The sequence below is a fragment of the Amycolatopsis tucumanensis genome (genome assembly GCF_021654135.1).
GTDB classification, from domain to species: domain Bacteria; phylum Actinomycetota; class Actinomycetes; order Mycobacteriales; family Pseudonocardiaceae; genus Amycolatopsis_E; species Amycolatopsis_E tucumanensis.
Genome location: NZ_JAKGSD010000001.1, coordinates 389,481 through 414,497, shown reverse-complemented (window position 1 = coordinate 414,497; position 25,017 = coordinate 389,481). Strand labels below are relative to the sequence as shown.

Below are 25,017 nucleotides of genomic sequence, written 5' to 3'. Positions count from 1 at the left end.
TCGGTTTTCGATATGCGGACGATATGCGGCGGCGAGCGAGCGCGCCGCCGCATCACCGCCGGCTGCCTGACCTTCCGGTCAGCTCTGCGGCAGGTTCTCCCACAGGCCCATGACGTTGCCCTCGGTGTCGGTGAAGTACGCGTAGAACCCCATGCCGGGGATCTCGGTGCGTCCGACCACCTTGGCGCCGCCGAGCTGCTCGACCTTCTGCAGCGTCTCGTCGATGCTCGCCACGTCGATGGTGATCACCGGGCTCTTCGGCGCGGACTCCTCGCGGGCGAACATGCCGCCGTTGATGAAGCCGGGCTCGTTCGGCATGCCCTGCTCGGAGGTGGGGCCGGTGGCCACGCTGGTGTAGTTCATCTCGGGCATCTCGGTGACGTTCCAGCCGAACGCCTCGCGGTAGAAGCCGCGGGCTCGTTCGCCGTCGTCGAAGGGGATCTCGAAGTGGACGATCCTGCCGCTCATCGCCGCCTCCTGCCTTGGCTCGAAACCGGGCCATCGACGCTAGGCCCGGCCACCCGCGCGCCGACAGAGGATTTGGTCCCACCCGTCACCCGGTCAGGTCGTTCTGCCGGCACGGACGGGTGTCGCGGGCGCTGTCGATCTTCCGGCGGCCGAGCATGGGTACCGGAGCGACGACGCGAAAGGACCGTGCGATGGCGATCAAGCTGCAGAGCCGCTGGCGGCGTCTCCTCGACCAGCACCCGGTCTGGCAGGACGAGGACGACCTGGACAACCTCGCCTTCGACCCGCCGCGCGAGTCCCTCAAGGACCACAGCGACTGCCCGATCGCCCCTGCCTGCGACGGCTGCGGCGCGACCGCGGGCCTGCGGGTGGCGACGTCGATGTTCAGCCGCCCCGGCGGCGGGTACGACGTGGCGTGCGCGACGGTGTGCGAGCAGTGCGCGGGGCGGCCGTTCCTGTTCCTGCTGACCGAGCGGCAGCTGCGTTGCGCCTTCGACGCGCACAGCACGCACCTCCCCCGCGCCTAACCGGCCGGCACCTCGTCCACCGGCAGCGGATACGGCGAGATCACCGGCAGGTACGGCTCGGCGTCCCAGCCGAGCGCGCGGATGCGGGCCGCGCTGCGGCGGCCGCTGATCACCGCGAACAGCTCGGTCCGCGGCGCGGTCAGGGTCGCCGCCGGCTCGCCCCTCCCCAGCACCCACTCCTCGTCGCCGTCGGTGAGGCGCAGCGCCGGCATGCCCCGCCGCACGAGGCGGGTGTGCAGCCAGTTCCGGAAGACCGCGAACCCGAGCCGGGTGACCGGCGCGGCCGGGTCGCTCGCCGCGCCGAGGGCCTCGCGCAGGTCCTCCAGGTGCACGGCGAGGTCGGCGATCGGTGAGGTCAGCATCCACGGTGGACCGTCCGGCGATTCGCCGCGGCGCAGTGCCGCGACCAGGCGCGCGCCGTGGTCGTCGAACTCGCGCAGCAGCGTCGCGGGGTCGAGGTGGGCGCGGCGGGCGACCTGGTCGGCTGTCCAGCGGTCGCGCGCGGCGGCCAGCGCGGGGTCGGTCCAGGCGTCGGCGGCTTCGGGGAAGTACGTGCCCCGCAGGGTTTCCTCCGCCACACCGGTGAGGTGGGCGAGCAGGTCGCGCACCGTCCACTCGGGACACGCGGGCACCGGCGCGGCCAAGGCCGCGGGCCGGTCCTCGACCAGCGAGCGCACTCGGCGGAGCCCGTCCTCGTAGGCCCACGCGGCCTTCCACCGCGCGATCCGGGCGGGGGTGTGCACCGCGGAGGGCCGGACCCGTTTGGTGAAGGTGTCCAGGAACCCTTGCGCCGCCACGGGATCGGCGGCGAGCCCGGCGTAGTGCGCGCTCGCGCCGGGCGAGGAGAACCGGGCCAGCCGGAAGGACCACTCGTAGTGCTCGGCGGCGCGCTCGTCGCGCCACGCCCCGTACCCGGACAGGTCGGACCCGTCGGCCAGGGTGGCGGCGAGGTACCAGGCCTGGTGCACGGCGTCGCCGATGCCCTGGGCGGTGGACGGGTGCTTGAAGTGCCCGGCGTCGCCCAGCAGCGCCCAGCCGGGGCCCGCGGCCTGGCGGTAGTGCCCGCGCATCATCGTCTCCGGCACCACGACCAGCGGTGACACGCGTTCGGCGCGGTCGAGCAGGCGCGGGTTGAGCACGGCCGGGAACTGCCGCAGCCCGTCCCGGTAACGGGCCTCGCGGACGTCGGCGGAACCGCGGGTCGTCTCGGGCGGCCCGGCGAGCGAGAGGAGGTGGATGCCGTCCTCGTTCGGCACGGACATCAGCGCTGCGTGGTCGTGCAGGTCGATGTGGCACCACTCCGACGGCGGCAGGCCGCGCCAGTAGGCCATGAGGAATGCCATGTCGCCGCGCAGTTCGCGGGTCGCGGGCAGGCCGAGGCGCCGGGCCACGGTGGACACGCGCCCGTCGGCGCCGAACACCCACGTCGCCTCGATGTGCTCGCCGGTGCCGAGCACCACGCCGCGCACGGGGTCGTCGCCGGTGCCGGCGCCGATCAGGCCGGTGATGGTGGTGCCGTACCGGATTTCGGCTCCGGCGTCGCGGGCGGTGTCGGCGATCGCGGCGTCCAGGGTGATGCGCCGGATGGACGCGCCGCGCTCGAAGCGGCCGACCGGGGTGAAGTCGCCGGCCACTTCGTGGCCGAGGACGCGCCAGCTGAAGTGCACGAACGGGATGTCGTGCGCGGCCAGCAGCCGGGGCAGGACGCCGAGGGCCTGCAACCGGTCGAGGGTGTCGGGGAACATCATGTGGGTGGAGACGGTGTCGCTGGGGAACCGGTCCCGTTCGACCACCAGCACTCGCCTGCCCTGGCGGGCCAGCAGTGCGGCGAGGGTCGATCCGGCGCAGCGGGCGCCGACCACGATGGCGTCGTACATCACGCACCTGCCTTCACCAGTCGCGGAACCCGTCGTCGCGCGACGGTCGCGGTCGAGGCCAGGGTCAGCGCGGCGAGCACGACCCCGAGCCCGGTCCAGCCGGCGACGGCGAGCCCGGCGCCGCCCAGCACCGATCCGGCCAGGTACCCCAGTTGCACCGAGGTCGCGCGCAGGCTCATCGACTGCAACGGGCCGACACCGTCGAGGTCCAGCCCGACGGCGCTGCCCGCGATCACCCGGGCGCCGGACAACAGCGCGACCAGCGCGAACGCGGCGACGGAGAACGCGAAGGACGGCCGGAGCGCGCCGAACACCAGTGTCATGACCGCCAATGCGGGCCCGACGGCGAGCAGCAGCGGCCGGGCGGCGCGGTCGACCCAGCGGCGGGCCAGCATGGTGCCCACCACGAAGCCCGCGGCTCCCCCGCCCAGCGCGAGACCGGCCGCGGCGACCGGCACGCCGTGGGCGCCGGTCAGGAGACTGCCGCAGTAGACGAGCACCCCGGCCCAGCCGCCGTAGGCCAGCAGTTCGCCGAGTGCCCACCGGGCGGCGCCGGGGCGGCGGACGAGCGCGTGGGCCGGGTGCGGTTCGGGTTCGGGGGCACCGGTCTCGCGGCGGATGGTGCCGGCCAGGGCGAACAGGCTCGCGGTCAGCGGCACCAGCCAGGCCAGCCGCCAGTTCTGCTGGCCGAGGATCCCGATGACCGGCATGCCGGCGATCCACGCGCTCGGCTGGCCGACCAGCGCCCAGGACAGGACCTGCGCGCGGCGGCCCGGTGGCGCCCAGCGTGCGGCCGCGGCCATGCCGCCGGCCAGGACGATGGCGACGCCGGCGCCGAGGGCGACCTGCGCGGCGGCCAGCACGAGGTAGGTCGGGGCGGCCGCGCTGGCGAGGGCGGAGCCGGCGAGCAGCGTCAGACCGGCGATGAGGAGCTCCCGCAGCCGCCGTCGTCGGCGGGTGGTGACGAGCGCGATCGCGACGGCCGCGGCGGCGGCTCCGGACACGGCCCGCAGCAGGCCGGCCGCGCTGTCCGGGACGCCGAGGTCCTGGGCCACCGGAGTGAGGATCGGCGTGAGGGCCAGCAGGCTTGCCTGCACCGCGAACAGGCACGCGAAGAGGGTCGCGCTGGTGGCGACTGGTCCGGTTGGTGGTCGTGGCAGTCGCTTCATCGGAACTCACCTTCTTGGTCGAGCAGGTGAGGCTGACGTTCCTCCGTGGTCGTTGAAGTTCTGTGGAACGCGTGTTGAGTCAGCGGCGCCAGCGCGGGTGCGCGCCGATCTCGTCGTGGATCCGCCGGGCCGCGGCAAGCTTCTCCCCCGCCTCCGCCCGCCTGCCGGTCCTGTTGAGCACGGCCGCCCAGGCGTGCAGGGCGTCCGCGCGGTGCCACGGCAGGCCGGCGAACAGCCGCAGCGCGGTCTCGAACGCGGTGTCGTCGCCGGTGACCGCCGCGCGGGCGAGCGCGATGGTGCCGGCGCGGCCGCGCCAGTCCTCGCCGCCGGCGAGGATCTCGTCGCAGCGGGCGAGGTGCCGGGCGGCTTCGCCGGGGTCGGTGACGGCGAGCAGGCGGGCCAGCTCCGCGCGGGCGATCAGCTCGGTCGGCACCTGGGGCCCGGCGACGGCGAGGTCCAGCGCCTGCCGCAGGGCCGCGACGGCGCCGCCGGTGTCGCCGAGGAGGGTGCGGGTGGTGGCCAGCCAGCGGGCGTGGAAGGCGGCGTCGTGCAGGTCGCCTGCCGCTTCGTCGGCGGCCCGCGCCTGTGACCAGGCGTGTTCGGCGCCTTCCCAGTCGCCGTCGAGGAGCAGCAGGAGCCGCCTGCTGACCGCGTCGGCGGGCAGGGGCTCGGCGGCGCGGCGGGCCGCGCCGAGGTCACCGGCCAGCGCCAGTGCGAGGACGAGCTGGTCGGCCACGGCGTCGTGCGGGTAGCCGAGCGTGTCGAACCGGGCCTGGGACAGGCCGCGGCGGCACCAGCGGCGGCCGGCCACGGGGTCGAGCAGGTACTCGGTGGCGGTCAGGGCGGCCATGTTGACCGGGCCCCAGCCGACGTAGGGGTCGCCGAGGTCCTGCACGCGGGCCCACATGTCCTCCTCGATCGCGGCGGCCGCGGCCAGCTCGCCCCGGTTGAAGCGGAACCACGCGGCGGCCCACGAGGCCAGGACGGTGAGGTCGCGCCTGCCCAGCCGGGCCGCCAGGTCGCGGGCCTGATCGGCGGCGGCGCCGAGCGTGGCGGTGCGCAGCCCGTACATGGCGGCCTGGGCGCGGCCGCGGTGCAGGTGGAAGCCCGCGCGGCCGTCGGGCAGGACGCGGCGGGCGGCGGCGAAGTGGTCCAGGGCGCGCGGGATGTCCATGATCGAGTGGTGCGTGCACAGCGCGCCGCCGAGTCGCGCGTGGACGGTCGCGACCGCCTCGTCGTTGCCGCGGTACAGCTCGAGGGCGCGTTCGAGTAGCCGCACCGCTTCGGGGAAGCCGGTGCTGGCCCGCAGCCGCAGGATCGCGGTGCGCACCGCCGCGTCAGCGCGAGTGGGCGCGGGCGCACCGGCTTGGTCGAGGATCGCGACCGCGGCCTCGGCGTGGGCGATGGCTTCGTCCCACGCGTACATCCGCTGCGCGTCACCAGCGGCGGCCAGGCTCAGCTCGGCCGCGTCGAGCGGGTCGGCGGCCGGTCCCGCGGCGCGCAGGTGCACGGCGGCGGACGCGGTCTCGGCCGGGCGGTCGCGCAGGAGCTGGGCGGCGCGCAGGTGCAGGCGCTGCCGGCGCGGGACGGGCAGGTCGGCGTGCACGGCGTCGCGCAGCAGGTCGTGCGGGAAGGCGTAGGCGACCTGCCACGACCGGCCGGCTTCGACGAGGAACCCGGCGGCCACGGCGTCCTCGAGCGCGTCGATGAGCTGCTCTTCGGGCTGGTCGGCGAGGTGGGCGAGCAGTTCGTACCCGGCCTCCGGGCCGAGGACGGCGGCGCAGCGGACCACGTGCTGCGCGGGTTCGGGCAGGGTACGCAGCCGGTGCCGGACGACGTCGCGCACACCGGCGGGCACCTGGCCGCGTTGCCAGTCCTCGCGGGTCCGGCGGTCGCGGGCCACTTCGGCGGCGTAGAACGGGTTGCCACCGGTGGCGCGCCAGAGCCGCGACACGAACCCGGCGGGCACGTCGCCGGCGACGGCGGTGACCAGTTCGGCGAGTTCGGTTTCGGTGAGCGGGCCGAGGGTGAGGCGGTCGGCGAGGCCTTCGGTGGCGGCGATCAGGTCGAGCAGCGGCGGGTGGTGGCCGCCCGGCGGGTCGCGGAAGCAGACGACCAGCAGCACCCGGGCGGGCAGGTGCTCGACGAGGTGGCGCAGCAGCAGCGAGCTGGCCCGGTCGAGGCGCTCGGCCTCCTCGACCACGAGTGCGACGGGCGCGGTGTCCGCGAGGCGGGTGAGCACCCAGGTGGCGGCCTCGAACAGGGCGTGCCGGTCGTCGGGCCCGGACGTGGTGTCGGCGGGGCGGGACAGCAGCGGGGTGAGGCGGGCGCGCAGGGCGGGCGGGGCGAGGTCGAGGCAGGCGTCGACGTCGGCGCTGGCGCGGAAGGCCGAGGCGATCGGGTGGTACGGCAGCATCGCGGCGGGATCACAACGCCCGACGAGGACGTGCGCGTCGGCGGCGGCTTCGTGCGCGAACTCGGCGACGAGCCGCGTCTTGCCCACCCCGCCTTCGCCGGAGACGAACGCGACGCGGCCGCCGCCGCGGACGTCGTGCCACAAGGCGCGCAGGTGGGCCAGTTCGGCGGTGCGGCCGGCCATCGGGACGCGCCGCACGACGGTGAACAGGGCGTCCGGTGGTGGCTGGACGCGTGGCGCCGGGGTGCCGGTGGGCGCGACCAGGCGCGGGGCGGGCAGCAGTGCCGGGTCGTGGCGGAGGATGCTGGTTTCCAGGCCGGCCAGCGCGGGGCCGGGGTCGAGGCCCAGTTCGTCGGCGAGGCGCCGCCGGGCGCGGGCGGCCACGTCGAGGGCGTCGACCTGCCGCCCGGTCCGGTAGAGGGCGAGCATCAGCTGCCCGGTGAGGCGTTCGCGGTACGGGTGGGCGGCGACCAGGCGTTCCAGCTCGGGAACGGCCTCGGCGTGCCGGCCGAGGGCGAGGTCGGCCTCGATGCGGCTTTCGGTGGCGACCAGGCGGAGTTCGTCCAGGCGGGCGGTCTCGGCCTCGGCGAACAGCGGCGCGTGGAGGTCTTCGAGCACCGGGCCGCGCCACAGGCCGAGCGCCTGTCGCAGCACGGTGGCGGCCCGGGGCGCGTCGCCGAGGCCGAGTGCTTCCCGCCCGAGCCCGACGAGCTGTTCGAAGCGCGCCGCGTCGAGCTGGGCGGGGTCGGCGAGCAGGCCGTACCCGGACCGGCGGGTGGCCAGCGCGCCGGACGCCCCGGCTTCGGCGAGACGGCGGCGCAGGTGCGACACGTGGGTGCGGAGGGTGACCTCGGCGCCGGCCGGTGGCGCCGCGCCCCACAGCGCCTCGGCGAGCCGGCCCGGCGCCACGAACTGGTTGAGGTTGAGCAGCAGAACGGCCAGCAGCTCCCGCTGTTTCGGCCCGCCGAGCGCGAGGGACTCGCCACCGGCGACGACGTCGAGCGGCCCGAGGATCCCGAACCGCAGGACCTCCGGTGAGGAGGTGTCACCGGAGGTGGCCGCCGCGCTGGTTCGGGGCGTCATCAGAGCAAACTACGTCGCGGCACGGTGAACCGGGAGTGCCGCGGCTAGGTTGAGGTGATGCTGGACGGTCTGCGGGCGGCCGCGTTCACCTACGGCGAGGTGGGACGCACCCGGGGCGAGCTGCCCGCGGGGTACCACCACCTGCGGCGGCGGGCGGTGATCGGCCGGGGACGCGACCGGTTCGAGGAAGCGGCCGTGGCACTTCTCGCGTGGGGCGTCCAGCACAGGGCCGGGCTGCGGGTCCAGGCCTCCAGCGAAACCGTGGCCGAAGGTGCTGTCGCGCTGGTCCACCTGGGGGTCGGGCCAGTGCGGATCGCCGCCCCGGTCCGCGTGGTGTACGTGGTCGACGAGAGCGCGCGGCGGGGTTTCGCCTACGGCACGCTGCCGGGCCATCCCGTGGCGGGCGAGGAAGCGTTCGTCGTGGACCTCGCGCTCGACGGGACCGTCACGTTCACGGTCACCGCGTTCTCCCGGCCGGCGTCCCTGCTCGCGCGGCTGGCCGGACCGGCAGGACGCGCCGCGCAGAGCTGGATGACCAGGCGGTACCTCCGCGCGCTCGGTGGCTGAGTCCTCAGACGTCTGCGGTGCTACCGTGCGCGCATGACGGAGCTGCGCCGTGGACCGGTCGTGCCCCAGGTGGCGAGCCTGCTGCGGCAGCGGATCCAGCGCGGCGACTGGCGCCCCGGCGACCGGCTGCCCAACGAGGTCCAGCTCGCCGCGGAGTTCGGCGTCGGGCGGTCCTCGGTGCGGGAGGCGGTCCGCCTGCTCGCGCAGGACGGGATCCTCGATGTGCGGCACGGCTCCGGCACTTTCGTCGCCGCCGGGACGGCCGACACCAGTGATGTGCGCCGGCTGGTGCGGCGCGCCCGGGCGCTGGAGGTGTACGAGGTGCGCCGCGCGCTGGAGGTCGAGGCGGCGCGGCTCGCGGCGCAGCGGGTCCGGCCGGAGGACATCGAGCGCCTGCGCGCGGACCTGTGCAAACGGCAGGACGAACGCGGCGGCGACCCGGCGGTGTTCGTCGATGCCGACCTCGCCTTCCACCGCGCCGTGGTGGAGCTGTCCGGCAACGCGCTCCTGCTGAGCCTGTTCACGGCCGCCGAGCCGGTGCTGCGGGAGATCCTCACCGACCTGGTCCGCCACGAGACGCAGCTGCCGGACTCCTCCGCCGCCCACGCCGACCTCCTGGACGCGCTCGAACGTGGCGACCCCGACGCGGCGGTCGCGGCCACGGTCGCCAACCTGGAACCGGTGCTGCGTGGCCTCCGGACCGCCGTGTCCTAAGCCCGGCGGGCCACGATCGCCGTCGCGTCGAGCTCGTCGGAGGTCACCACGCGCGCGGCCAGCTCGGCGCCGGCCGCGGCCCGCGACAGCAACGGCGCTTGCTGCTCACTCGTTTCGATCAGCAAGTGCCCGCCGGGGGCGAGCCACTCCGGCGCGCCCGCGACGACCCGGCGCGCGATGTCCAGCCCGTCCGCGCCGCCGTCGAGGGCGAGCTGCGGTTCGTGCAGACGGGCTTCCGGCGGCATCAGCGCGACCGCGTCGGTGGGCACGTACGGCACGTTGACCACCAGCAAGTCCACGCGCCCGCGCAGCCCATCGGGCAACGCCTCGTACAGATCGCCCTCGTGGACCTCGCCCGGCACGTTGCGGCGCGCGCACCGCACCGCCGCCGGGTCGAGGTCGGCGGCGTGCAGCTCGGCGAGGTCGAGCTCCGCGGCCAGCGCGGCGCCCAGCGCGCCCGAACCACAGCACAGATCCACCGCCACCGGATGCGGCGGGGCCAGCCGCACCGCCTCCTCGACGAGCAGTTCGGTGCGGCGCCGGGGCACGAACACGCCCGGCTCGACGTGGATGCGCAGGCCGCGGAACCCGGCCCAGCCGAGGACCTGTTCGAGCGGCTCGCCGGCCACCCGCCGGGCGGTCAGCGCGTCCAGCTCGGCCGGGCCGGACGCGGCCTCCAGCAGCAGACGGGCCTCATCCTCGGCGAACACACAGCCCGCCGCCCGCAGACGGCTCACGAGAACGGTTTCGACATCGACGGACACGAAAAGCGCCTTTCAGGGAAACGGGCGCCCGCGACTCACTCGTCGCCGGAGGGGAGCACCCGGGTTGCTGGAACGGAAACGGGTCTCACCTCCTCGGTCGGTCGTGTGATCACCGTACCGCGCCGCCTCAGCGGTGGTGCACGGAGGCGACGCGGTACAGCACCGGCTCGAACGAGCCGATCTGCGCGGCCGCGCGCATGTGCTCCTGGCACTCCGGGTTGGCGAGCATCGCGCGGAACGCCTCCTCGCTCTCCCACTGCGCGTAGTTGGCGACGTGAGTGCCGTCGAGGCTGGCGTGGATGTTGGCCGCGATGAACCCCGGCTGGTGCCGCATGACCTGCTCGGTCGCCTGGTCGAGCACGTCGATGAGCTCCTGCTGCCGCTCGGGCGCCACGGTGAACTGGTTGATCAGCGTGGTGACCCCCGCGGCGGCGTCGATGGTGGAGACGGGCATGGCTTCCTCCTCATGTCAGGACCCTTACATCATGTGTAAGGTACCTGACATGAGTCAAGGGGACGTCACCGCCCGGCCCGGTTACCTCGTCAAGCGGGTCCAGCAGCTGTTCCGCCAGGCCGGCGACGAGCGCCTGCGCGCGGCCGGACTGTCGATGGCCCAATACGCGGTGCTGCGCCAGCTGGCCGACCACCCGGAGGCCTCCTCCGCCGAGCTCGCGCGGCTGTGCTTCGTCACCCGGCAGTCCCTCGGCGAGGTGCTCGCCGGGCTGCGCCGCGCCGGCCTGGTCACCGTGGGCGAAGGCGCCTCCGGCCGGGTGCGCCCCGTGCGCCTGAGCGACACCGGGCGCGCCCGGCTGGCCGACGCCGAGGCTGCGGTCGCCGACGTCGAGGACCGGATGCTCGCCGGGCTCGGCGACGGCGACCGGCGGCGGCTGGCCGAGCTGCTGGCCCGCTGCGCGGACAACCTCACTCCGGGCGGCGGATCTCCGGCCGGTCGATGATCCGCAGCCAGGTGCCGTCCGGCTGCCGCCGCGCCACCTGCACCCGTCCCCCGGTGTTGTCGGCGGGCCGGGTCGAGCACAGCGCCAGGTCGCCGTAGTAGACCGTCGGCATCGGCTCCTCGACCTGGAACTCGCCGCCCTGCTCCACCAGCCGCTCCAGCACCTCGCGGATCGCGTCGCGGCCCACCGTCTGCGAGCCCGGCGGGAACGCCAGCACCGCGTCCTCGGCGTACAGCTCGGACAGCGCTTTCGCGTCCCGGGCGTTGGCCCGCTCCACGAACATCACGGCGAGGTCTTCGGGTGTCCTGGCCTTGTCGATCACGTGTCGCTCCTTTCCTCTGACCCCAGCCTGTCCCCGCGAGAGTCAGAAGTCCAAGAGCTGGTAGGTCTCGCCACTAGAATCAACGCTTATGGAACTGCGTCAGCTCGAGTACTTCGTGACGGTCGCCGAGGAGGGCAACTTCACCCGCGCCGCCGAACGCGTGCACGTCGCCCAGCCCGGCGTGTCGGCGCAGGTCAGGCGGCTGGAGCGGGAGCTGGGGCACGAGCTGCTGGACCGGTCCGGGCGCACGGTCCGGCTCACCGAGGTGGGCGCCGCGGTCCTCCCCTACGCCCGCGCGGCCCTGGCCGCCGTCGCCGGGGCGCGGCTGGTCGCCGACGAGTTCCGCGGCCTCGTCCGGGGCAAGGTCGCCTTCGGCATGGTCACCTCGCACAGCTTCGACGTGCCCGGGCTGCTGGCGAGCTTCCACGAGGAACACCCCGGCGTGGAGATCACCCTCGTCGAAGGCCGCTCCGGCGAGCTCGCCGCGGACATCCGCGACGGCCGCCTCGACGCGGCGATCATCAGCCTCGCCACGGACGAACGCCCACCCGGCCTGGACGTCCTCGTCCTCACCGACCAGGCCATCACCGCCGCCGTCAGCCTGGACGACGAGTGGGCCGGGCGCGCCGAGGTCCCCCTCGCGGACCTGCGGGAGCGGCCGCTCATCAGCCTGCCCGCAGGCACCGGCCTGCGCGCCCGGCTCGACGAGGCCTGCGCGGCGCGCGGCATCACCCCGCGGATCGGGTTCGAGGCCGGTCACCCCACGGTCCTGGCCGACCTCGCCGCCCGCGGCCTGGGCGTGGCGATCCTGCCGGACTCGGTCGCCACCACACGCCCCGACCTGCACCCGATCCCGATCACCGACCCGCCGCTGCGCGGCTGCCTCGCCCTCGCGTGGCGCGCGGCCGGCCCGGCGAGCCCCGCCGCGCGGGTGTTCCTCGACCGCGCCCGCGCGCGGCTATGACGGCGGCACGGTGCGCGCCAGCGGGAACACCGAATCCACGACTTCACCCGGCCAGCGCGGTGACCTGCACACCCATCGACCGTCCCGACTGGACAGCCGCGCTGCCGGCCGCGTGCACGCGCACCAGCATTTCGCCGGGTTGTGGTGCGTCAGGATCCGAAGCCAGAAAAGGATTCGCCCCGGCTGGCTAAGGTGACGAACATGCCCGCCGAACCTTCTCGGTTACGAGCCGACGCCCGCGGCAAGGACGTGCCGGTCGCCGCGATCGCGCGCCGCGCCGGGGTCGGCGTCGCCCCCGATGCGGCGCTGGCCGCGTCCCGGCGCCTGGTCAGCCTGCCGTTGCCGCCCGCGCCCTCGGCCTCTACGGGGTGTGCGGTGCCCGCTGAACAGCCCGCCTGGCGGCCGTCGGACACCGAGTTGTTCACCACCTACGGCGACGCGTTCGTGCCGCGGCGGCGCGAGCAGATCGCCACCGTCTGCGACCTGCTCGACGCCATCCCCGAGCCGCACGTGCTCGACCTGTGCTGCGGCGAGGGCCTGCTGTCCGAGGAGTACCTGCGCCGCGGAACCGCCGGCCGCGTCACCCTGCTCGACGGCTCGCCGGAGATGCTGGACAAGGCCGCCGCCCGGCTCGCGCCGTTCCCCGGCCGGTGGCAGCGGGTACGGGCGGACATCCACGACCGCGGCTGGCGGCGCGGCCCGTTCGGCGGCGTGATGACTTCGCTCGCGGTGCACCACCTCAACGGCCCCGGCAAGCGGGCGCTCTACCGCGACCTGCACGACATGCTCGTGCCGGGCGGGGTGTTCGTCATGGCCGACCTGGTCGAGCCCGTCGGCGCCCGCGCCCGCGAGGTCGCCGCCGCGCACTGGGACCGGGCCGTGCGCGACGCGGGCGGCGACGACGCCGCGGAGGCGTTCGAGGGCGCCGAGTGGAACTACTACCGCCTGCCCGGCCCGGACCCGGTGGACACGCCCTCCTCGATCGCCGAGCACCTGACCTGGCTCGCCGACGCCGGGTTCGCCGACGTGGACCTGGTCTGGCTGCACGCCGGGCACGCGCTCTTCACCGCCACCCGCCCCTGAAAGGACGACGCATGTTCACCGGCCTGTCCGCCTTCCCGCTCACCCCGGTCACCGGATCCGGCATCGACACCACCGCCTACGCGCGGCTCGTCTCCCGCCTGGCCGAGGCCGGGGTCGATTCGATCGGCGCGCTGGGCTCCACCGGCTCCTACGCCTACCTGACCCGCGAGCAACGCGCCGAAGCGGCCAAGATCGCCGTCGACGCGGCGGCGGACACCCCGGTGATGGTCGGCATCGGCGCCACGGCCACCAGCCAGGTCCTCGCGCTGGCCGAGGACGCCCAGAACGCGGGCGCGGCCGCCGTGCTGCTCGCCCCGGTCAGCTACCAGCCCCTCACCGACGACGAGGTGTTCGGGCTCTACGAAGACGTCACCCGCGAACTGTCGGTCCCGCTGTGCGTCTACGACAACCCGCGCACCACGCACTTCCAGTTCAGCGACGAACTGCACGGCCGCATCGCCGCGCTGCCGAACGTGGGCTCCATCAAGATCCCCGGCGTGCCCGACGACGCCAAGGCCCGGGTGGACGCCCTGCGCGCCCGAATCCCGGACACCGTCCGGATCGGCGTCAGCGGGGACGCGGTCGCGGCCACCGGCCTGGCCGCCGGCTGCGACGTCTGGTATTCGGTCCTGGGCGGCCTGTTCCCGGACACCGCGCGGGCGGTCATACGCGACCCGGGCGAGTCGGAGCGCCTGCGGCCGCTGTGGGACCTGTTCGCCCGCCACGGCAGCATCCGGGTCGTCGCCGCCGCGGCCACCCACCTCGGGTTGACCGGCGAGCGCGTGCTGCCCCGCCCGCTGCTCGAACTCGACGGTGCCGCGCGCCGCGAGGTGATCGACACCCTGCGGGAGCTCAACCTGTAGCCCGCCGCGCCCGCAGCACGGTGTCCCGCGTGTAGCGGCTGGGCCGGGTGCGCGGCCGGATCTCGTCGGCCAGCACGGTCCACTCCGGACCGAGGAGCGCCGCGACGTCCGCCGGATGGTAGTAGTCGGCCGGGTCGAAACCCTCGCGTGGCGTCAGCTCCGCGGGGTCGTGGCTCGCGACCAGCACCGTGCCGCCCGGCGCGACCGCGGCGAGCAGACCGCGCAGCACGCCGGGTTCGGCCTTGCGCAGCGGGACGTAGTGGGCCGACACCAGGTCGAAGCAGCCCGCCGGGGGTGACAGCACCGTCAGGTCCGCGTGCATCCACGCCACGCGTCCGGTGTCGTCGGCCGCGGCCGCGCGCTCCAGCGCCACGCGGGAGACATCGATCGCCGTGACGTGCCAGCCCCGCCGCGCCAGCCACAACGCGTCGGCCCCTTCCCCGCACCCCACGTCCAGCGCCTGCCCCGGCGCCAGATCGGCCACGTCCGTGACCAGCACCTCGTTGGGTTCGCCGCTGAACACCCGCTCGCGGCCCCGGTACATCTCGTCCCAGTCCATGACCGCCACCGTGCCCGGCAACTGGCCGGACTGACAAAGTTCTTTGCGGAATCCGCAAAAGCGGGAGCACAGTGGGGGCATGAGCGACGAGTTCGACGCCGTGCTCGGCGCCGTCGGGCCGCGGCTGCGTGAGCTGCGCCGGCGCCGCGGCACCACCCTGACCGCCCTGTCGCAGGCCACCGGCATTCCGGTCAGCACGCTGTCCCGCCTGGAATCCGGGCAGCGCACCCCCGGCCTGAAACTGCTGCTGCCCCTGGCCAAGGCCTACCAGGTGCCGCTCGACGACCTGGTCGGCGCGCCGGCCACCGGCGACCCGCGGGTCTACCCGCGGCCCAGGACCCACCACGGCATGACCGTCATCCCGCTCACCCGCAAACCCGGCGGACTGCAGGCCGTCAAGCACATCCTGCCCGCCGGGCGGTCCGACCTCGAGCCCGATCCCCGCTCGCACGAGGGCTACCACTGGCTCTACGTCCTCAACGGACGGCTCCGCCTCGTGCTCGGCGAGCAGGACCTGGTCCTGTCCGCCGGGGAGGTCGCCGAGTTCGACACCCACCTGCCGCACTGGTTCGGCAACGCCGATGGCCACCCGGCCGAGTTCCTGAGCATCCTCGGACCGCAGGGCGAGCGCTTCCACATCCGGGCCCGCTACCGGCCTTCCTGACCCTCCGGCGGGTTGCGCCGCACCCGGCGGCTGCGCCACGCGCTCGCCAGCCGGGAGTGCGGCTGCCACTCCAGCCCGTTGGGCAGGTTCCACCCGAACTTCACCGCCGCCAGCCGGAACAGCAGCGCACCCACGACCCCGGCCACGACACCCACCAGCGGGGCGCCCAGGTAGTGGCAGACGACCATGGTGGCCGCGACGGCCGCCGCGACCGTGCCGTACAGCGCGTTGCCGCCGAACACCGCCGGCACGCGCCGGAGCATGATGTCCCGCAGCGCGCCGCCGCCGACCGCGGTCGTCGTGCCCAGCAGGATCGCCGGCAGCCAGCCCAGCCCGGCGGCCAGCGTCTTCTGCGCCCCGGTGACCGCCCAGAACCCGATCACCGCCGCGTCCAGCGCCGTGAACAGCTTGTCCCACGCGTTCTCGCTGATCGAGATCACGAACGACAGCAGCGCCCCGGCCAGCGCGGTCGGCAGGTAGGCGTAGTCGGTCAGCGCCACCGGGGTGCCGTGCTGCAGCAGCGTGTCCCGGATGACGCCGCCGCCCAGCCCGGACACGCTGCCAACCACGAGGAACCCGAACAGGTCCAGCCGCTCGCTGCGGGCGATCGCGCCGCCGAGGATCGCGCAGGCGAACACGCCCGCCAGATCCAGGTAGCGCGTCACCTGGTTGATCGCTTCGACCGCCGTTCCAGCCACACCGGCACCCTAGTCCGCAGTGGACGGACGATCAGGACACGGCGAGGCACTCCGCACAGCGCGGCACCTGCTCACCGCCGGGCACGTGCTCGATCGCCGTCCAGATGCGGCGCCGCTCACCGCACCGCGCGATCCGGTACCCCAGGTAGGGCTGCTCGTCGGCGAACAGGTGCGCCCGCCGCTCGTCGGCGAACGGAGCCGGCACGTCCGGCACGAACCACGGCAGCGCCTCGAACAGGCTGAGCTGGTCCTTCGCCTTCACCGCCGGTCGTACTCCGCGCGCGCCCGGTCCACCTCGGGCATGTGCTCCTCGGCCCACTCCTTGAGGTGGCGCATGATGCCGAGCAGCGACCGGCCCAGCGGCGTGAGCTCGTAGTCGACCCGCACCGGGACCGACGGGGTCACCGTGCGGCTCACCAGCCCGTCCCGCTCGAGGTGGCGCAGCGTCTGGGTCAGCATCTTCTGGCTCACCCCGGCGATCCGCGCGGACAGCTCGGAGTACCGCATCCGGCCGGTCAGCCCGAGCGCGACGATCACCAGGCTCGCCCACTTGTCGCCGATCGTGTCCAGCAGCCGCCGGCTGGGGCAGTCCGCGGCGAACGCGTCGAACCGCGCGGGCCGCTCGGTGACCTCCATGGCGCACCTCCGGGTGCCTACCCGACTTCGAAGTGCCTACTTCCCAACGGAGAGTAGGTCCCCGATGGTGGTGCTGTCCACACCAGGGAAGGAACACCATGACTCTCGCACTCGTGTCCCGGCCCGGCGCCACCGCGCCGGTCGCCGAAGAGGTCACGCTGCCCGCGCTCGCGCCCGGCGAGCTGCGGGTCCGGGTCACCGCCGCCTCGGTCGACCCCGTCGACGTCCTCCTCGCCGCCGGGCCTGCCCGCGCGATCTTCGGGCTGACCGGCACGGTCGGGCTCGGCATGTCGCTGACCGGCGTGGTCACCGAGACCGCTGACACCGCCTTCGCGGCAGGAGACCCGATCGCCGCGCTGCATCCGGACTTCACCGCGCCGGTCCGCGCGCACGCCGCGGAGACCGTCCTGCCCGCGTCTGCCGCCGCTCGGCTGCCCGACGGCCTCGATCCGGTGACCGCAGCCTCCCTGCCGGTCAACGCCCTGACGGCCGCGGAACTGGTGGACAGCCTGGGGCCCGCCGGTGGGCGGAGCCTGCTGGTGACCGGCGCCGCCGGGGGTGTCGGCGGGTACGCCGTCGCGCTGGCCGCCCACGCCGGCTGGACCGTGACCGGCCTCGCCCGCGAATCCGACCGGGCCTTCGTGCTTCGGGCCGGGGCGCGCGAGCTGGTCACGCAGGTGCCGGGCCCGTCGTTCGACGCCGTGGTCGACGCCGCCGTGCTGCACCAGGCGGCGTTGCCCGCCCTGCGCGACGGCGGGGCGTTCGCCGGCGTGCCCTCGGCGTCTCCGGCGAGCCCCGAACGGGACATCTCGATATCGATCTCGAGCGTCCAGCCCGACGGCGCCCGGCTCGCTCGCTTGCTCGGACTGGCCGCGTCCGGGGTGCTGGAGTTGCGGGTCGCCGGCCGCGTGCCGCTGACCGACGCCGCCGTCGCCTACGACAAGGTGGCCGGCGGCGGCCAGCGCGGCCGATGGCTGCTCGTGCCGTGACGGGTCAGGCCCAGTCCCACTTCGCGCCGAACGCCGACAGCTCGTCGCGGTGCTCCAGCCGCGCGACCCACTCCGGCGGCCAGGCTCCGGCGCCGTGGCAGGCGCCCGCGAACGCACCGGCCAGCGCGGCGATCGAGTCCGAGTCGCCGGAGGTGCAGGCGGCGCGGCGCAGCGCGAGCACCGGGTCGCCGGGGAACAGCAGGAAGCACAGTAGTCCCGTGGCCAGCGCTTCCTCGGCGACCCAGCCCTCGCCGGTGGCCAGACACGGGTCGGTGTCCCGGTCGCCGTCGCGCACCGCCGCGTCCAGCCGGTCCAGGGCGGCCAGGCACTCGTCCCAGCCGCGGGCGATGAACTGCTCCGGCGAGGAGTCCCCGGCGCGCGTCCACAGGTCGCCCAGCCACCGCTCGTGGTAGTTCTCGCGGTGCTGGACGGCGTAGTCGCGCAACGCCCCGGGCAGGCCGGCCGGTTCGGCGCCCTCGGCCAGCAGGTGCACAGCGTGCGCGGTGAGATCGGCGGCGGCGAGCCCGGTGGGGTGGCCGTGCGTGAGGCCCGCCTGCAACTGGGCGGCGCCCGCGCGCTGCTCGCTGTCGATCCCGGGCAGCAGGCCCAGTGGCGTGACCCGCATGTTCGCGCCGCAGCCCTTCGAGGTGATCTGGCTGGCCTCCGGCCACGGCTCGCCGGCCTCCAGCAGGCGGCAGGCCCGCAGGCAGGTGGCGCCGGGGGCGCGGTTGTTGTCGGGCGAGCGCAGCCAGGTGACGAACTCCGCCCGCAACGGCGGCTCGAACCGCTCCGGCTCCAGCTCGCCCTGGATGGCCGCGCGGGCGACGGCCAGCGCCATCTGGGTGTCGTCGGTGATCAGCGCGACGGGGCCGGGCAGGTCCATCTCCCGCCACGGCCCGTGCTCGGCGAGGATCGCCGGCACGCCCTGGAACTCGGTCGGCGCGCCGAGCGCGTCGCCCAGTGCGAGGCCCAGCAGCGAGCCGGTGGCCGGTTGCCTGGTCATGAACGTCGTCCTTCCGTCGGTCGGAGCAGCGGCGGGTGCAGCGTGGCGGCGCCACCGGCCCGGTAGAGCGCGGCGGGCTTGCCGCGCCCGCCGGTGAGCCGGGCGCCGTCGACCGGCGTGACGAACCCCGGGGTGGCGAGCACCTTGCGCCGGAAGTTCGCCGGGTCGAGACCGGTCCCCCACACCGCCTCGTAGACCCGGCGAAGCTCGCCGAGGGTGAACTCGGGCTCGCAGAACTCCGTCGCCAGGCCCGTCCGTTCGAGTTCCCCGCCGATCCGGTCGTGGGCGTCGGCCAGGATGCGGTCGTGGTCGAAGGCGAGCGGCCCCTGCTCACCGAACGGCACCCAGGCGGCCCGTGCCGCGTCCCCGCCGCCGGCCGGCTCCGGCGCGCCCGGCACGAGCGCGGCGAAGGCCACCGAGACGACCCGCATCCGCGGATCCCGGTCCGGCTCGCTGTAGGTGCGCACCTGTTCCAGGTGCAGCCCGGCGACCTCGGCGAACCCGGTCTCCTCAGCCAGCTCCCGCCGGGCCGCGGCCTCCGCGGACTCGTCTGGCCTCAGGAACCCGCCCGGCAGCGCCCACCACCCCGCGAACGGCTCCGCACCCCGCTCCACGAGCAGGATCCAGAGCCGCCCAGCGCGCACGGTGAACACCGCGAGGTCGACCGTCACCGCGAAGGGCTCGTACGCGTGCTTGTCGTACATCCACCCCCCTTATTGGTCTCAGTGACTATAAACCATCCGGACGCCGGGGTGTGAGGCCGAGCGCGGTGACAGCCCCCAGGCCGGCGGCAGCGGCGATGAACCACCAGGCGCCCGCGAAACCCGTCGTCGTTCCAGGGTCCGGGGTGTCGAGTGTGCCGAGGACCGCGACCAGGACCGCCACGCCCAGGACGTACCCCAGCTGGCGGCCCGTGTTGACCACCGCGCTGCCGGTCGCGGCCTGCGCGGGCGGCAGGCTCGCCGTCGCGGCGGCCATCAGGCTCGGCAGCGCCAGGCCGATGCCGACGCCGGTCACGATCCATCCGGGCAGGACGTCCGTGGCGAACCGCGCCTGCGCCGAAGCGTTCCAGGCCAGCATCACCGCACCCAGGCAGAACACCAGGTTTCCCACGGCCACCAGCAGGCCGACCGGCATCCGGCGCGCCAGCCGCTGGCCGACCATCGCGAAGATCGGGACCATCAGCGGCCCCGGCAGGATCGCGACACCGGTGGCGATCGCGCTGTAGCCGGCGACGTTCTCCAGCCACAGCACGACGCTGGGGAACAACGCCCCGAACGCCGTGCAGAACACCACGGCCGTGACGTTCGCCCACACGAAGGCCGGCACCCGGAACGGGCCCGGCTCCACGACCGGCGCCGGGTGCCGCAGCACCCGCACCACCAGCAGTGCGATACCGGCCACCGCGACGCCGAACGCAACCAGCGCCGCCACGCTGACCCAGCCCCAATCGCCGCCCTTCACCAGCCCGAGCGCGAGTGCCCCGATCGCGACCGCGAGCACCACGGCGCCGAGCACATCGGGCAGCCGGGTGACCGACTCGTCCCGCGACTCCGGCACCAGGCGCACCGCCGCGGCGAACGCCACCACGCCGACCGGCACGTTGATCAGGAACACCCAGTTCCACGACAGCTCGACCAGCGCCCCGCCCACGACCGGGCCGAGCGCGGCGGCGAACGAGCTGGTGGTGGCCCACACCTTCACCGCGCCCGCGCGCCGCTCGGGCGGCAGGGCGGTCAGCAGCAGGCCCAGACTGGCCGGGGTCAGCGCGGCGGCGCCGGCGGCCTGCAGCACTCGGAACGCGACCAGCCACCACAGCCCGGGCGCCATCGCGCAGCCCACGCTGGCGAGGGTGAACACGGTCAGCCCGACGAGGAAACCCGCCTTGCGGCCGTGCCGGTCCGCCAGCCGCCCGGCCGGGATCAGCAGCGCCGCGTAGACGATCGTGTAGGCGTTGAGCACCCAGCTCAGGTCCGCCAGCGAGGAGCCGGCGAAGCTCGCGCCGATGTCGGTGAACGCGACGTTGACCACGAAGACGTCCAGCATCGCCATGAACGCCGCCAGGCACAGCACGACCACGATCGCGGTGTCCCGCTGCCGCGTCCCGGTCACCAGTGTTGCTTCTGACATGAAGATCTCCGCTTCCCCAGGCTGACTACACCTTTGTGTAGCCAGCGGCTGACTATACATGGGTGTAGTCAGCGAGGGGTAGCATTGGTGCCATGCCCGCCGTGATGGAAGGTCCGCTCGCGGATCTCAGCTCGTGGAAGACCGACCACTGCTCGCTGGTCAAGGCCCTGGAGATCGTCGGCACGAAGTCGGCGCTGCTCATCCTGCGGGAGGCCTTCTACGGCACCACGCGGTTCACCGCCTTCGCCGAGCGGATCGGCATCACCGAGACGGCTGCGGCCCGGCAGCTGCGGCACCTCACCGAGGCCGGCCTGCTCGACAAGCAGCCCTACCGCGACGCGGGCGGCCGCACCCGCGACGAGTACGTGCTCACCGAGATGGGCCGCGACCTGCTGCCGGTGGTGATCGGCCTGATGCAGTGGGCGGACAAGCACCTGCAGGACGGCGGGCCGCCGCTGCTGTACGTCGACCACGAAACCGGAGCCCCGGTGAAGGCCGGCCTCCACACCGACGACGGGCAGCCGGTCGAACTGGAGGAACTGGGGGTCCGCCTCAACCCGGCGTGGCGCCGGCCGCGCTCGGACAGCTGATCAACCACGCTGCCCGGTTGAGACCGCCGGCTGGCGGTGCCGGTAACGACGTGGGCAGCCTGGCCCGCCGTTTCGGCCAGTGTGGGCCGCCACGGTCAGGTCATGGGCGGTGCCGCTGCCGGCGGCTCCCGCGGAGCGGTGCCGGGACTGGTAAGCAGCGGGGCGTAGCGCCGCTAACCGGAAGCAGCCGGGGCGGTCTCGGCAAGCAGGGTGCGCAACCGGGCAGGTAAATCCCCTCGGGGTCGGCCAGTGCGCCAGCCGCCACGATCAGGTCATGGGCCGGAGCCGTCGGCGGCTCCTGCAGACCAGCGTCGGGACAGGTACGGCGCGGGGCCCGGCGCCGCTAGCCGGAGGCAGTCGGGGCGGTGTCGGCCAGCAGGGTGCGCAGCCGGACAAGTAAATCCCCCTCGGGGTCGGCCAGCGCCAGCCGCCACGATCAGGACGTGGGCGGTGCCGCTGCCGGCGGCTCCCGCGGAGCGGTGCCGGGACCGGTAAGCAGCGGGGCGTAGCGCCGCTAGCCGGAAGCAGTCGGGGCGGTCTCGGCCAGCAGGGTGCGCAACCGGGCAGGTAACTCCACCCCGGAGTCGGCCAGTGCGGTCAGCACGCCCTCCCGCAGGGTGGACAGCCGCGCCGCGGTGGCATCGGCTGTGCGGATCGCCGTCGTGGCGGTGGTGCGTGCTTCGGTGGCTGCTGTTTCGGCTCGGGCGGCCGCCGTGGCCAGCTCGGCGGCGCGTTCGCGGGCGGCCCTCAGCGCTTCCTCGTGTTGTTCGCGCAGCGCGGTGATCCGCTCGTCGTGCTCGGCCTGCCAGCGCTCGCGGTCCTCGCGGTGCTTCGCGCGCTCCTCGGTCAGCGTCCGGTCGTGGCGGGCGCGCAGTTGTTCGAGGTCCTCGTGGTGCTGCGTGGCCAGGTCGCGCAGATCGGTTTCGAGTTGCCGTGCCCTGGCGTGGGCCGCTTCGGCTTCGCTGGCCCGGGCGGCCGCCGCGGCGGTGAGTTCCTCGATGCGCGCCGCCGCGGTCTCGGCAGCCTGGCGGTGCTCGGTTTCGAGCTGGTCCAGCCGCTCCCGCAGCTGGCGGATCTCGCCCTCGGCGGTCAGCCGGTCAGCGATCGCACGCTGGGCCTGACCCCGGTCGGCCGCGGCGCGCTCCTCGGCTTCCGCCGCCCGCTTGCCGGCGGCTCCGGCCCGGTCGGCTGCTTCCGCGGCCTCCGCCTCGGCTTCGACGGCGCGCTGCTCGGCGGCGTCCGCCCTGGCCTCGGCGTCGGCGCGCGCGGCTTCGGCTTCCGTGACCCGCTCCCGCGCCTCGGCGATCTCGGCATCGAGCCGCCCGTCGAGCGCGGCGAGGGTCTGCTGCAACGGCGCGATCTCCGCCAGCGCCCGGCTCACGTCCCGGCCCACGGCGGCCACGTCCAGCCCCGGCATCGCCGGCCCGTAGGCGGCGTACGCGATCTGGTCGGCCTCGTCCAGCCGCGCGCACGTCACCTCCCGGCCGCGCTCGTCCACCGCCCACACCGTCGTGCAGTACTCCCCCGGCCGCCCACCCCGCGGCCCTGGCTGCTTCCGCGGGTGCCGGCGGCAGTACCGGCACAGCGCCGGATCGGACACGGTCTCCCGGCCTCCCGTGGCGTCCCTGCGAGGCGGTGGTGGGGGTGTTTCCTGCATAACCGCAGGTTATCAGTTCGAGTTTGATAACTCTAACCTGGGGTTAGGGTAACGAAACTACAAGGCAAGCAATACCGCGATAATCACGGTTATCGCGGAGGCAAGGCAGACAGAGGAAGGGGCGCGGAAAAGCCGCGATCGTCACTGTGACGAAACGACCCCGGCTCAGGAGTAGGCCGAAGACCGCGGCTCCGAAGCCTCCGACCGGTGGTCTGATACCTCGCGAGCATCAGGAGAACCTGAGGCAGAATCCAGGACGTGACCGGCGACGACACCATCGAACTGGCGCCGTTCGCGCCGCGGCCGCTGCCCGCCCGCGCGCCGGCTCCCGACGTGCTGCGGGCCTGGCTCGACGAGGCGGTCGCCGAACTGCCCGCGCTGCCCGGGAAGCTGACGGACCGGCACGGGCCGCGGGCGATCACTCACGCCTGGCTGCTGGCGATGAAGAGCCACCAGACCCGCCGTTCCTACTGGCGCGGTCTCGGGTTGTGGCTGTCCTACTGCGACTGGCACCGCGTCGACCCGCTGGCCGCCCGCCTCGCCGACGTGCGGGACTGGATCGCCCTGCTCGACCCCGGCAGCCCGGTCACCCACAACGCCCGCCTGGCCGCCGTCAGCTCGTGGTACACCGAGCTGATCGACAACCGCGTCCACGACGACAACCCGGCGCGGCTGGTCCCCCGCCACAAGCGCGACCAGGAGTCCCAGACCCGAGCCCTCACCTACGAGGAACTCCTCGCCCTCCTCGGCCACGCCCGGGACCGCGCCTCGCAGCTCGGCACCGAAGCCGCGCTGCGCAACCTCGCCATCCTGGAGATCATGGCCACGACCGCGGTGCGGTCCGGCGCGATCCTGCACGCCCGCTGCGGCCCGGACGGCGACCTCGGCGTCGACCACGGACACCGGATCCTGCGCTACGTCAACAAGGGCGGGCACCGCAAGACCGCCGACATCCTCGGCCGTGCCGACGCCGCCCTCGGCGACTACCTGGCCGCCCGCGCCGCGCGCGAAGGCAAGCCGGTCGCCGAGCTGTCCGGCTGGCTGTTCGCCACCCGCACCGGCACGCCCCTGACCTCCCGCGACCTCGGCAACCTCCTGCGGGAGACCGCACGGGGCGCCGGTCTGGACCAACCTGACGACGTCGTCCCGCACTCGCTGCGGCACACCGTCCTGACCCTCGGCTACGAGAAGGGCGTCTCGGTCGAGGACCTGGCCGACCTCGCCGGCCACGAGAGCGTTGCCACCACCCTGATCTACGTGCGCCGCAGCCGGCGCCGCCAGACCACGCAGATGCTCGCCGACCTCACCGGTGGAACCACGACTGAGACATCGGAACCCGCCGAACAGCGCCACCTCCGGCTGGTGCGCGACGCGTGACTTGACACCGTGCCCGTGGCGTGACTGACTACCCCCCGTGCACAACTCAGTTCTGAGCGGGTTCTCCTACCTCGAATGCCCGCGCTGGCACGAGGACCGCATCTGGTTCGCCGACTTCTACACCCACCTCGTGCAGTCCAGCCTCGAGGACGGCAGCGATCTGCGGGTGGAGGCCGAGGTGCCCGGTCAGCCCTCCGGGCTCGGCTGGCTGCCCGACGGCCGGCTGCTGGTCGTCTCGATGCGCGACGCCCGCCTGCTGCGCCGCGAGCCCGACGGCACCCTGGTCACCCACGCCGACCTGTCGGCCCACGTGACCGGGCACCCCAACGACATGGTCGTCGACGCCCAGGGGCGCGCCTACGTCGGCAACTTCGGGTTCGACCTGATGAACGGCGCCCCGGTGGCGCCGGCGAACCTGCTGCGCGTCGACCCGGACGGCAGCGTCACCGTCGTCGCCGAGGACCTGTGGTTCCCCAACGGCAGCGTCATCACCGACGACGGCGTGCTGCTGGTCGACGAGACCTTCGGCAACCGGGTGACCGCCTTCGACATCGCCGCCGACGGGTCGCTGACCAACCGCCGCGTGTGGGCCGAGTTCGGCGAGCCGCTCACCGAGCGCGAGTTCGAGAAAGCGCTTCCCCAGCTCGCCGTCGCGCCGGACGGCTGCTGCCTCGACGCCGAAGGCGCCCTGTGGGTGGCCGACGGCATCGGTGGCAGGCTGCTGCGCGTCCGCGAGGGCGGCGAGATCGCCGACGAGATCCGGCCGGGCACCGGGGTGTTCGCCTGCATGCTGGGCGGCGCCGACGGCCGCACGCTGTTCGCGTGCGCGGCACCGGACTTCAACGAGCACGCCCGCAAGGACGCGCGGGAAGCGAGCCTGCTCGCCTTCCGCGTCGAGGTCCCGCACGCCGGGCGCCCCTGAGGGCGTCGTGGTCCGGCGT

27 protein-coding genes are annotated in these 25,017 nt (G+C 74.3%); 12 read left to right on the top strand and 15 right to left on the bottom strand.

The window, feature by feature from the left end:
• Positions 1 to 78: 78 nt before the first annotated feature.
• On the bottom strand, positions 79 to 468 hold the full coding sequence (locus tag L2C96_RS02145) for a VOC family protein (protein WP_237334894.1): 390 nt from the start codon (positions 466 to 468) through the stop codon (positions 79 to 81).
• Between the two features lie 191 nt (positions 469 to 659).
• Here L2C96_RS02145 and L2C96_RS02140 point away from each other — a divergent pair, with 191 nt between their 5' ends.
• The gene (locus L2C96_RS02140) at positions 660 to 995 is read left to right on the top strand and encodes a hypothetical protein (RefSeq protein ID WP_020417888.1); all 336 of its coding nucleotides are present in this window, start codon (positions 660 to 662) and stop codon (positions 993 to 995) included.
• Here L2C96_RS02140 and L2C96_RS02135 read toward each other — a convergent pair.
• The 3 genes from L2C96_RS02135 to L2C96_RS44270 all read right to left on the bottom strand — a co-directional run bounded on the left by L2C96_RS02135 (position 992) and on the right by L2C96_RS44270 (position 7,540).
• A complete protein-coding gene (locus tag L2C96_RS02135; RefSeq protein WP_237334893.1) occupies positions 992 to 2,872 on the bottom strand; it encodes an FAD-dependent monooxygenase in 1,881 nt (626 codons plus the stop codon). The genes L2C96_RS02140 and L2C96_RS02135 overlap by 4 nt on opposite strands.
• Positions 2,872 to 4,041, bottom strand: coding sequence for an MFS transporter (locus L2C96_RS02130; RefSeq protein WP_237334892.1), 1,170 nt, complete (start codon positions 4,039 to 4,041; stop codon positions 2,872 to 2,874). Before L2C96_RS02130 ends, L2C96_RS02135 begins: the two co-directional genes overlap by 1 nt.
• A gap of 79 nt (positions 4,042 to 4,120) precedes the next feature.
• A complete protein-coding gene (locus L2C96_RS44270; RefSeq protein ID WP_272881810.1) occupies positions 4,121 to 7,540 on the bottom strand; it encodes an ATP-binding protein in 3,420 nt (1,139 codons plus the stop codon).
• 57 nt (positions 7,541 to 7,597) lie between these two features.
• Here L2C96_RS44270 and L2C96_RS02120 point away from each other — a divergent pair, with 57 nt between their 5' ends.
• The gene (locus tag L2C96_RS02120) at positions 7,598 to 8,107 is read left to right on the top strand and encodes a DUF1990 domain-containing protein (RefSeq protein ID WP_237334891.1); all 510 of its coding nucleotides are present in this window, start codon (positions 7,598 to 7,600) and stop codon (positions 8,105 to 8,107) included.
• A gap of 33 nt (positions 8,108 to 8,140) precedes the next feature.
• A complete protein-coding gene (locus tag L2C96_RS02115; RefSeq protein WP_237334890.1) occupies positions 8,141 to 8,821 on the top strand; it encodes a FadR/GntR family transcriptional regulator in 681 nt (226 codons plus the stop codon).
• Here L2C96_RS02115 and L2C96_RS02110 read toward each other — a convergent pair.
• Entirely contained in the window at positions 8,818 to 9,585 is a 768-nt protein-coding gene (locus tag L2C96_RS02110; RefSeq protein ID WP_237334889.1) for a putative protein N(5)-glutamine methyltransferase, read from the bottom strand. The two genes, L2C96_RS02115 and L2C96_RS02110, sit on opposite strands and share 4 nt — an antisense overlap.
• 127 nt (positions 9,586 to 9,712) lie before the next feature.
• Positions 9,713 to 10,039, bottom strand: coding sequence for an antibiotic biosynthesis monooxygenase family protein (locus L2C96_RS02105; RefSeq protein ID WP_020417895.1), 327 nt, complete (start codon positions 10,037 to 10,039; stop codon positions 9,713 to 9,715).
• A 49-nt stretch (positions 10,040 to 10,088) separates the two neighbouring features.
• On the opposite strand from L2C96_RS02105, the gene L2C96_RS02100 reads away from it, so the two are divergent.
• On the top strand, positions 10,089 to 10,541 hold the full coding sequence (locus L2C96_RS02100) for a MarR family winged helix-turn-helix transcriptional regulator (protein ID WP_237334888.1): 453 nt from the start codon (positions 10,089 to 10,091) through the stop codon (positions 10,539 to 10,541).
• Here the strand turns inward: L2C96_RS02100 and L2C96_RS02095 are convergent.
• On the bottom strand, positions 10,507 to 10,863 hold the full coding sequence (locus L2C96_RS02095; protein WP_237334887.1) for a YybH family protein: 357 nt from the start codon (positions 10,861 to 10,863) through the stop codon (positions 10,507 to 10,509). The two genes, L2C96_RS02100 and L2C96_RS02095, sit on opposite strands and share 35 nt — an antisense overlap.
• 88 nt (positions 10,864 to 10,951) lie before the next feature.
• Between L2C96_RS02095 and L2C96_RS02090 the strand changes: the two genes are divergently transcribed.
• The 3 genes from L2C96_RS02090 (at position 10,952) to L2C96_RS02080 (ending at position 13,773) form a co-directional block, all read left to right on the top strand.
• The gene (locus L2C96_RS02090; protein ID WP_020417898.1) at positions 10,952 to 11,827 is read left to right on the top strand and encodes a LysR family transcriptional regulator; all 876 of its coding nucleotides are present in this window, start codon (positions 10,952 to 10,954) and stop codon (positions 11,825 to 11,827) included.
• 201 nt (positions 11,828 to 12,028) lie between these two features.
• Positions 12,029 to 12,910, top strand: a complete 882-nt coding sequence (locus L2C96_RS02085) for a class I SAM-dependent methyltransferase (protein ID WP_237334886.1) — start codon at positions 12,029 to 12,031, stop codon at positions 12,908 to 12,910.
• Positions 12,911 to 12,921: 11 nt separating this feature from the next.
• Positions 12,922 to 13,773 carry a dihydrodipicolinate synthase family protein gene (locus L2C96_RS02080; RefSeq protein ID WP_237334885.1) on the top strand — a complete coding sequence of 284 codons (852 nt, stop codon included), beginning with the start codon at positions 12,922 to 12,924 and terminating at the stop codon, positions 13,771 to 13,773.
• Here L2C96_RS02080 and L2C96_RS02075 read toward each other — a convergent pair.
• Positions 13,763 to 14,332 carry a class I SAM-dependent methyltransferase gene (locus tag L2C96_RS02075; protein WP_237334884.1) on the bottom strand — a complete coding sequence of 190 codons (570 nt, stop codon included), beginning with the start codon at positions 14,330 to 14,332 and terminating at the stop codon, positions 13,763 to 13,765. The genes L2C96_RS02080 and L2C96_RS02075 overlap by 11 nt on opposite strands.
• A gap of 79 nt (positions 14,333 to 14,411) precedes the next feature.
• On the opposite strand from L2C96_RS02075, the gene L2C96_RS02070 reads away from it, so the two are divergent.
• Positions 14,412 to 14,996 carry a helix-turn-helix domain-containing protein gene (locus L2C96_RS02070; protein WP_237334883.1) on the top strand — a complete coding sequence of 195 codons (585 nt, stop codon included), beginning with the start codon at positions 14,412 to 14,414 and terminating at the stop codon, positions 14,994 to 14,996.
• Here L2C96_RS02070 and L2C96_RS02065 read toward each other — a convergent pair.
• The 3 genes from L2C96_RS02065 to L2C96_RS02055 are packed head-to-tail and all read right to left on the bottom strand — an operon-like array spanning position 14,981 to position 16,330.
• Positions 14,981 to 15,694, bottom strand: coding sequence for a trimeric intracellular cation channel family protein (locus L2C96_RS02065; protein ID WP_020417904.1), 714 nt, complete (start codon positions 15,692 to 15,694; stop codon positions 14,981 to 14,983). The two genes, L2C96_RS02070 and L2C96_RS02065, sit on opposite strands and share 16 nt — an antisense overlap.
• Before the next feature lie 31 nt (positions 15,695 to 15,725).
• The gene (locus tag L2C96_RS02060; RefSeq protein ID WP_237334882.1) at positions 15,726 to 15,956 is read right to left on the bottom strand and encodes a hypothetical protein; all 231 of its coding nucleotides are present in this window, start codon (positions 15,954 to 15,956) and stop codon (positions 15,726 to 15,728) included.
• A complete protein-coding gene (locus tag L2C96_RS02055; RefSeq protein WP_237334881.1) occupies positions 15,953 to 16,330 on the bottom strand; it encodes a winged helix-turn-helix transcriptional regulator in 378 nt (125 codons plus the stop codon). Before L2C96_RS02055 ends, L2C96_RS02060 begins: the two co-directional genes overlap by 4 nt.
• Positions 16,331 to 16,428: 98 nt before the next feature.
• On the opposite strand from L2C96_RS02055, the gene L2C96_RS02050 reads away from it, so the two are divergent.
• The gene (locus L2C96_RS02050; RefSeq protein ID WP_237334880.1) at positions 16,429 to 17,319 is read left to right on the top strand and encodes a zinc-binding dehydrogenase; all 891 of its coding nucleotides are present in this window, start codon (positions 16,429 to 16,431) and stop codon (positions 17,317 to 17,319) included.
• A 4-nt stretch (positions 17,320 to 17,323) separates the two neighbouring features.
• Here the strand turns inward: L2C96_RS02050 and L2C96_RS02045 are convergent, their stop codons facing one another.
• Genes L2C96_RS02045 through L2C96_RS02035 form a run of 3 tightly spaced genes read right to left on the bottom strand, consistent with a single transcriptional unit; the run spans position 17,324 to position 20,452 of the window.
• On the bottom strand, positions 17,324 to 18,322 hold the full coding sequence (locus L2C96_RS02045) for an ADP-ribosylglycohydrolase family protein (protein ID WP_237334879.1): 999 nt from the start codon (positions 18,320 to 18,322) through the stop codon (positions 17,324 to 17,326).
• The gene (locus L2C96_RS02040; protein ID WP_237334878.1) at positions 18,319 to 19,026 is read right to left on the bottom strand and encodes an NUDIX hydrolase; all 708 of its coding nucleotides are present in this window, start codon (positions 19,024 to 19,026) and stop codon (positions 18,319 to 18,321) included. Before L2C96_RS02040 ends, L2C96_RS02045 begins: the two co-directional genes overlap by 4 nt.
• Before the next feature lie 25 nt (positions 19,027 to 19,051).
• The gene (locus L2C96_RS02035; protein ID WP_237334877.1) at positions 19,052 to 20,452 is read right to left on the bottom strand and encodes a DHA2 family efflux MFS transporter permease subunit; all 1,401 of its coding nucleotides are present in this window, start codon (positions 20,450 to 20,452) and stop codon (positions 19,052 to 19,054) included.
• Positions 20,453 to 20,544: 92 nt separating this feature from the next.
• On the opposite strand from L2C96_RS02035, the gene L2C96_RS02030 reads away from it, so the two are divergent.
• Positions 20,545 to 21,042 carry a winged helix-turn-helix transcriptional regulator gene (locus L2C96_RS02030; protein WP_237334876.1) on the top strand — a complete coding sequence of 166 codons (498 nt, stop codon included), beginning with the start codon at positions 20,545 to 20,547 and terminating at the stop codon, positions 21,040 to 21,042.
• 514 nt (positions 21,043 to 21,556) lie between these two features.
• Here the strand turns inward: L2C96_RS02030 and L2C96_RS02025 are convergent.
• A complete protein-coding gene (locus L2C96_RS02025; RefSeq protein WP_237334875.1) occupies positions 21,557 to 22,699 on the bottom strand; it encodes a coiled-coil domain-containing protein in 1,143 nt (380 codons plus the stop codon).
• 258 nt (positions 22,700 to 22,957) lie between these two features.
• On the opposite strand from L2C96_RS02025, the gene L2C96_RS02020 reads away from it, so the two are divergent.
• Complete coding sequence (locus L2C96_RS02020; RefSeq protein WP_237334874.1) at positions 22,958 to 24,076, top strand: tyrosine-type recombinase/integrase; 1,119 nt, start codon at positions 22,958 to 22,960, stop codon at positions 24,074 to 24,076.
• A 37-nt stretch (positions 24,077 to 24,113) separates the two neighbouring features.
• On the top strand, positions 24,114 to 24,998 hold the full coding sequence (locus L2C96_RS02015; RefSeq protein ID WP_237334873.1) for an SMP-30/gluconolactonase/LRE family protein: 885 nt from the start codon (positions 24,114 to 24,116) through the stop codon (positions 24,996 to 24,998).
• Positions 24,999 to 25,017: the final 19 nt, after the last annotated feature.